Here is a 6,480-nt window from a genome sequence, read left to right as displayed (position 1 = left end):
ACCCCATTTGAGCGTGAGCTACTTCCACATCGACCGCATCTTACCCTTGATGTCGACGGTTGTACGCGGCCGTGCTGCCTTGTCTTGACGAAACGACTGGCTTGTCCATGACGTGGCCTTGAAGTGCTCCAGAAGATGCGCCGGGATGAAACGCGTGCGCGAAGCGTAGACATGTCTGTCGCCACGCGCGACCTGGCCGGAGGTGAAGAACCGTTGCGGCGTGATGAGGTGGAGGGAGTCCTTGGCCCTCGTCATCGCGACATAGAGCAGTCGGCGTTCTTCCTCCAGTTCTTTGCGCTCGCCTGCGCTCAGGTCGATCGGGATGCAACCGTCTACCGCATTGAGGACGAACACCTTGGTCCACTCCTGGCCCTTGGCCGAATGGATGGTCGACAAGATCAGATAGTCCTCGTCGAGGTGAGGGGGGCCGGCTTCGTCGCTCGTTGCCGAGGGCGGATCCAGTGTCAGGTCGGTGAGGAAACGCTCGCGGGTCGGATAACCCGAAGCGATCTGTTCGAGCTGGAGAAGATCAGCCCGCCGCGTCGTTGCGTCCTCGTGTTTGCGGTCGAGATGCGGCTCGTACCAGTGCCGCGCCCGCTCCATCTCGGCGGGCCACCCGGGGCCGCGCCTTAGCTCGGAGAAGAGGTCGACAAAGTCGGGCCAATCACCTGCCGCCCGGGCCGGTGGGACGAACCTCGCCAGTCCCATCTCCAGGTCGAGCGACTGTTCCATACTGTCGATGGCATTCGAGGCCAACGAGGGGCCGATGCCCGGCATCAGCTGCATCACTCGGAAGCCGGCGATCCGATCGCGTGGGTTCTGGGCGAAGCGCAGCACCGCCAGCACGTCCTTGATGTGGGCTGCATCCAGGAATTTCAGGCCGCCGAACTTCACGAAGGGGATGTTGCGGCGGGTGAGTTCGACCTCAAGTGGCCCCGAATGATGCGCGGCCCGGAAGAGGACGGCCTGCTCCTTCAATAGCGTACCCGCTTCGCGCTCCTTCAAGACTTCGTCGCAGACATAGCTCGCCTGTTCTGCCTCGTCGGGCACGGTCACGATGAACGGCTTTTCCTGTGAGGTTCGTTCGGTCCAGAGGTTCTTGGTGAAGCGCTCGAAGGCCTCGCCGATGACGGCATTGGCGGCGTTCAGGATGGCATCTGTCGAACGATAGTTGCGGTCGAGCGTCACCACATCCGCGGCTTCGGGAAACAGGGCAGGGAAGTCAAGGATGTTGCGGACTTCGGCGGCGCGGAACGAATAGATCGACTGGGCGTCGTCGCCCACCACCGTCAGGCCGTGGCCGTCGGGCTTGATTGCCGTCAGAATCGCAGCCTGCAGCCTGTTCGTGTCCTGGTATTCGTCGACAAGGATGTGGTCGAAACGCGAGGCGAGGTGTGCTGCGATCTCCGGCTCCGCAGCCATCTGCGACCAGTAGAGCAGCAGATCATCGTAATCGAGGATGTTCTGGACCTGCTTGGCTTCGACATAGGCACCGAACAGGCGCTTCAGCTCGTCGCTCCAGCCGATGCACCACGGGTAGTAGCTGCCCAGCACGGCCTCGACCGTGTCCTGGGAATTGACGACCCGGGAATAGATCGCCAGGCAGGTTGCCTTGGTGGGAAATCGGCTCCCCGTCTCGGAGTAGCCGAGCTCGTGGCGAACCAAGTTCATCAGATCGGCCGAGTCTTCCCGATCATGAATCGTGAATGTGGGTTCGAGCCCGATCTCCTGAGCATAATCCCTGAGCAGCCTGGCGCCAACGGAATGGAATGTACCAGCCCAGGTCAGCCCCTCCATGAGGCTCGCAGCGCGCTCCTTCAATACGTCGGCAGCAATGCGTTCGACGCGTTTGGTCATCTCGGCCGCCGCGCGGCGCGAGAACGTCATCAGGAGAATGCGGCGCGGATCGGCTCCACGCACGATCAGGTGGGCAACTCGGTGGGCAAGCGTATTGGTTTTTCCCGAGCCGGCGCCGGCGATGATGAGCAAGGGGCGGGACACCGCCCCTTCGCCATGCAGGACCGCGGCACGCTGTCCGTCGTTCAGCTTGGACAGGTAACAGAGTTCTTCTAGCGAATCACGGATGGCGATGTTCATCGTCGGCAAGTTAGCGCGATGTGAAATGACTTCTCAAGACTTATGTTCCTATTTCGTTCCGATGCCGATGCTGTCAGAATTTCCTGCCAAAAGATGATTGTTTCGCGAAAAGTGCGGGATGCGCGCACCCAAGAACACAACATTGGCCTTCAGGAACATATTTTTGGGGGTCCGCGCAAGCCTCACGCGTCGCTATTTCTCACTCAATATTTTATTTAAATATTTGATTTAATTAGGCAATATTCTTGAGGCGCATTGCGGGCTCGCCAGAACTTCATACAAAGTTGGCTCAGACTCCTGTTCTATCCGAGCGCCGGAGCGATCCAGACAAAAGAAAACCCCGGGCCGTGGGCCAGGGGCGAAAATGAAAGAGCGGTGCTTGGAGCGTTGGCTACCTAAGATCTGGCCTCGGATAGAGAGCCAGCCCAATTTGGGTTGGGTCGGCTAGCTACGCAGCGCCGGAAGATCGAAGAGGCAGACCGGAAACTCGATCTGTTCGACAAGCTGCGAAGGGTTGCTCGAGCTACATTCCAGAACAACAACCTCGGCTTCAGCGAGTGGGCCAGCGTCTTCGGCGACGCCAAGATGACCACCGCCTTGCTCGATCGGCTTACCCATCACTGCCTCATCCTCGAAACCGGAAACGACAGCTTCCGCTTCAAGAACAGCTCAGCCCATGAACCCAAAACTACAAGGGAGAAATGCAGGAACTGGACCACCACCACCGACCCGAAACATACGTAAGAGGCGAGTCAATTCTCGGCGCAAATGCCGGGTCACTTCTCAGTGCAAATCAACAGCCTGTGCTCCAGGCGCGGTCAGGGCCGCCAAATCCGGCCGCGATGCATCAAGTTGCCGTCGGCTCGATGATCAAAGCTGCGCGATAGGCCGGTTCTCCGTACCAAGCCATGCGATCGAACATGGCATCGCGGATCGGCAGGTCGACGACATCGGCGCTGTTTTCGAGCGCATCGACTTCGAACCATGGATCGTTGACGAGGAAATACTCTTCGCTGACCGCATGGGCAACAACCCAATGCGGGGCCGTCCGGCCATGCGTCTCCCTTTGATCGATCAAAACCACGGCGATCGAACCGCCAGCTATAGCGTCGCGCAGTTCGGCGATGGTGAAGGCACGCGGCTCGACCTTGATACCCGCGTCGAGCACGCGGCTCTTGAAGTCGGCCTGAACAAACTTCATCAGGTCGCGCTTGGCTTCGGTGTTGCCGCGATCGATGAGGATCGCCTCCGATGTGCTCATGAACACCTTCACCGCATGAGCGCGCGATGCTGCTGCAAGCGCCAGGCCGTACGGATCGCAGCCGCCAGGGCCGTCCATCGACACCACGGTCGTTGCCTCGCGCCACATCGCCAGTTCTAGAAGGCGATCCATGCCGGATGAAGGATCGAGGCCGRCAAAAGCCATCATCAGCGAGGCAGAGCCACAGGTGAAACCGGTTGTTTGGGTATAGATCGGCGTCCTCGAGCTTGCAGTTGGCCCATCGTTCCGCAGTCGACGCTCGGCATATGTCGCGCCTGGCCCTGCGGCGGCGATGCCGGCAAGCCCTCTCAAGCTTGTAGGGATATCGTCTTCCCCTGAAACCGCAGCGATGCGCCAGGTCAGGATATCGCTGTCGAGGGACAACTGCTCCAATGCCGATACCAATTCGCTGCCGACAGCACTGGGGTCAATGTCAGCGGCGTCGACCCAGAAATGGGAGATCCGCAGCATCGTTGCCGTGCGGCGCCGGCGCCCGATCAGCAGCCCCACGATGGTATCGCCCCGGTGCGCAATGAAAACGATGCGGCCACGCGCCGACTGGATTGCCGCAAGGTGCTCCGCCATGGCAGCCGGCAGCGCTTGCGGTGCTTCGCGGCCATCGAGAAGTTGCGTGACGTTGATGGGCTCGGCCATGTCAGATCCTTGGAGTTGCGAGATGGGCCAGGCAATCGCCGCGCACAACCAGCGAGGGGTGCCGCTGGCACACGACRATGCCGGAAATGTCGAAATGCTGAGGTGTCGCGGAGCGCGCCGGATCGTCCACCGCATGGATCATGCCGCAGAGGGCGCCGGGCGCGATGCGGTCTCCGAGATCGGTCATGGGTTCGAACACGCCGTCCTCGGTCGCATAGACATAGTAGTCGCGCCCAAGCACCTCGAACTCGATAGCTGGAGGCGCGGGTTCGGCAAATGTCTGCTCGACCATGCCGAAATGGGCGAGCAGGCGCTGGATGCCGTTTTCGATGAGTGCCAGGCCTCGCCGCGATACCGTCCCGCCGCCACCGAACTCACCGCCAAGCGAGATGATGCCCTGGCGGTTTGACTCCGAGGTCGAGAGCCGGGGGTCGGGACTATATCCCCAGACCTGCAGGTGCGGAGCGCCGAACGCACGCGCAGCCGCCAAAGCGCGGTTGTCGAGTTCGGGATCGCCGCTGCGGCGGGTTGAAACGAATGGAAGATAGTTCAGCGACGAACCGCCGGCGTGGAAATCCTGATAGAAATCGGCAAGAGGCAACAGCACGGAGCTGACATAGTCGGCGATCGCCGCTGTCGGTCCACCCAGGGGATCGCCCGGGTAGGCACGGTTGAGATTGCCGCCGTCGAGTGGGGAGACACGGCACCCGGCAAGTGCCGCAGGCGCATTGAGCATCGGCAGGACGATCAGCCGTCCGTTGATCGAGGCAGGATCGATGGTCCGCAGCAGCTTGGTCAGCGCGATCTGGCCTTCGTATTCGTCGCCATGGGTGCCAGCGGTGAGCAGCATCGTCGGGCCCTTGCCGCCTGCGACGACCCCGACCGGGATTGTGATCGTGCCATAGGCGGAGCGATGAACCGAATGTGGGAAATGCAGATTGCCGATCTGCTTGCCCGATCGTTCATAGTCCAGACGTGTCCAGATTTGCGTCGACATCTTCAGGTGCTGCTCACGCGGGAGTGGGAATTAGCGACTGCCTGACGATAGAGCGCCAGCAGCCGGGTTGTTTTCGGGGCGTGTTGCGCGGCGGACGTGTTTGCCTGGAAGGCAGGGATTTCCTGCCAGCGGTGGCAAGCCACCAGCCGCCCGTCACCGCCAGGCGAAAGATCAGGGATTTCCCGTCGGCAGCGCTCGATCGCAAACGGACACCTCGGATGGAAGCGACACCCCGAAGGTGGATCGAGCGGACTTGGCATATCGCCGGCCAGCGCAACGCTGGCCTGGCGGGCGCCCGGCCGCGGCACTGGTGCAGCGGCGAGAAGCGCTCTCGTGTAGGGATGCGATGGCTGGTCGAAGATCGCCGCCTTCGGCCCGATCTCGACGATATTGCCGAGATACATCACTGCAACGCGATGGCTGATGTGGCGCACGACGGACAGGCCGTGAGAGATGAACAGGTAGCTCAGGCCCAGGCGCTCCTGAAGGCTTTGCAGCAGGTTGACGATCTGTGCCTGAACCGAGACGTCGAGCGCGGAGACAGGCTCGTCGCAGACGATCAGCCTGGGTTCGACAGCCAGCGCGCGAGCGATGCCGATGCGCTGCCGCTGCCCGCCGGAGAATTCATGCGGATAGCGCCCGGCATGCCGCTTGGCCAAACCGACAAGGCCGAGCAGCTCGGCAACCCTGTCATGGGCGCTGCGGCGGTCGGCCAGCCCGTGCAACAGAGCAGGCTCGGCGATCAGCTCGCCGACGGTCATGCGCGGGTTGAGCGAGCCGTAAGGATCCTGGAAGATCAGCTGGATGCGCCGCCGCATGGCGCGCTGTTGGCTGGCGGACTGGCCGGAGAGATCCTCGCCTTCGAACAGGATGCGCCCCGCGCTCGGCGCGGTCAGCCCGACCAGCATGCGCCCGGCGGTGGATTTGCCGCAGCCGCTTTCGCCGACCAGAGACAGGGTCTCGCCGGGATCGATGCCGAAGCTGATGTCGTTGACAGCGCTCAGCGTCCGTTTTTGCCATGGCCAGGCGCCGGTGACGCTGAACTTCTTGCTCAGTCCATCGACCCGCAACAGCGGCGTGCCCGCGTTGTTGAGCGGCGTCATTGTTGTCCTCCTCGGGTCAAGGTTTCCAGCAGGGGCGTGCGCCAGCAAGCTGACAAATGGCCAGGCCTGACAGTTTCCAGTGGCGGCGCCTCGACGGCGCAGCGCGCGATGGCGAAGGGGCAGCGCGGCTGAAACCGGCAACCGGCAGGCAAAGCCAGCGGGTCGGGCATGCTGCCTTCGATCGGTGTCAGCGCTTCGCTGTCGCCATCGATCGAAGGCATCGAGCTGAGCAGACCGATCGTGTAGGGGTGCTCCGGCCCGTCAAAGAGATCGGCGACCGGCGCGATCTCGACAATACGGCCGGCATACATGACAGCGACGCGGTCGGCCATTTCAGCAACCACGCCGAGATCATGGGTGATCAGGAT

General features: G+C 62.0%; 6 protein-coding genes and 1 pseudogene. 1 reads left to right on the top strand and 6 read right to left on the bottom strand.

From position 1 onward, the window contains the following. Positions 1–18: 18 nt before the first annotated feature. Both AC1DUU_RS20035 and AC1DUU_RS20030 read right to left on the bottom strand, forming a co-directional pair. Positions 19–2,097, bottom strand: coding sequence for an ATP-dependent helicase (locus AC1DUU_RS20035; protein ID WP_476785151.1), 2,079 nt, complete (start codon positions 2,095–2,097; stop codon positions 19–21). 444 nt (positions 2,098–2,541) lie between these two features. Further along, positions 2,542–2,715 carry a hypothetical protein gene (locus tag AC1DUU_RS20030; protein ID WP_476785152.1) on the bottom strand — a complete coding sequence of 58 codons (174 nt, stop codon included), beginning with the start codon at positions 2,713–2,715 and terminating at the stop codon, positions 2,542–2,544. Between AC1DUU_RS20030 and AC1DUU_RS20025 the strand changes: the two are divergent. Next, a pseudogene (locus AC1DUU_RS20025) lies at positions 2,638–2,841 on the top strand (ATP-binding protein); the annotation flags it as partial. The gene AC1DUU_RS20030 and the pseudogene AC1DUU_RS20025 sit on opposite strands and share 78 nt — an antisense overlap. Before the next feature lie 103 nt (positions 2,842–2,944). Here AC1DUU_RS20025 and AC1DUU_RS20020 read toward each other — a convergent pair. The 4 genes from AC1DUU_RS20020 to AC1DUU_RS20005 form a co-directional block, all read right to left on the bottom strand. After that, positions 2,945–4,012: a peptidase C39 family protein gene (locus AC1DUU_RS20020; protein WP_476785150.1), complete on the bottom strand. Its 1,068-nt coding sequence runs from the start codon at positions 4,010–4,012 to the stop codon at positions 2,945–2,947. Between the two features lies 1 nt (position 4,013). Further along, the gene (locus tag AC1DUU_RS20015; protein WP_476785149.1) at positions 4,014–5,009 is read right to left on the bottom strand and encodes a succinylglutamate desuccinylase/aspartoacylase family protein; all 996 of its coding nucleotides are present in this window, start codon (positions 5,007–5,009) and stop codon (positions 4,014–4,016) included. A gap of 2 nt (positions 5,010–5,011) precedes the next feature. Then, positions 5,012–6,112, bottom strand: a complete 1,101-nt coding sequence (locus tag AC1DUU_RS20010; RefSeq protein WP_476785148.1) for an ABC transporter ATP-binding protein — start codon at positions 6,110–6,112, stop codon at positions 5,012–5,014. Then, a partial coding sequence (locus AC1DUU_RS20005) for an oligopeptide/dipeptide ABC transporter ATP-binding protein (RefSeq protein WP_476785147.1) occupies positions 6,109–6,480 on the bottom strand: 372 nt, incomplete at its 5' end. The genes AC1DUU_RS20005 and AC1DUU_RS20010, both read right to left, overlap by 4 nt.

Source organism: Aminobacter sp. P4_H6_2, assembly GCF_056400805.1.
Note: the sequence above shows the minus strand (reverse complement) of the source record. Positions and strands in the feature narration are given on the sequence as shown.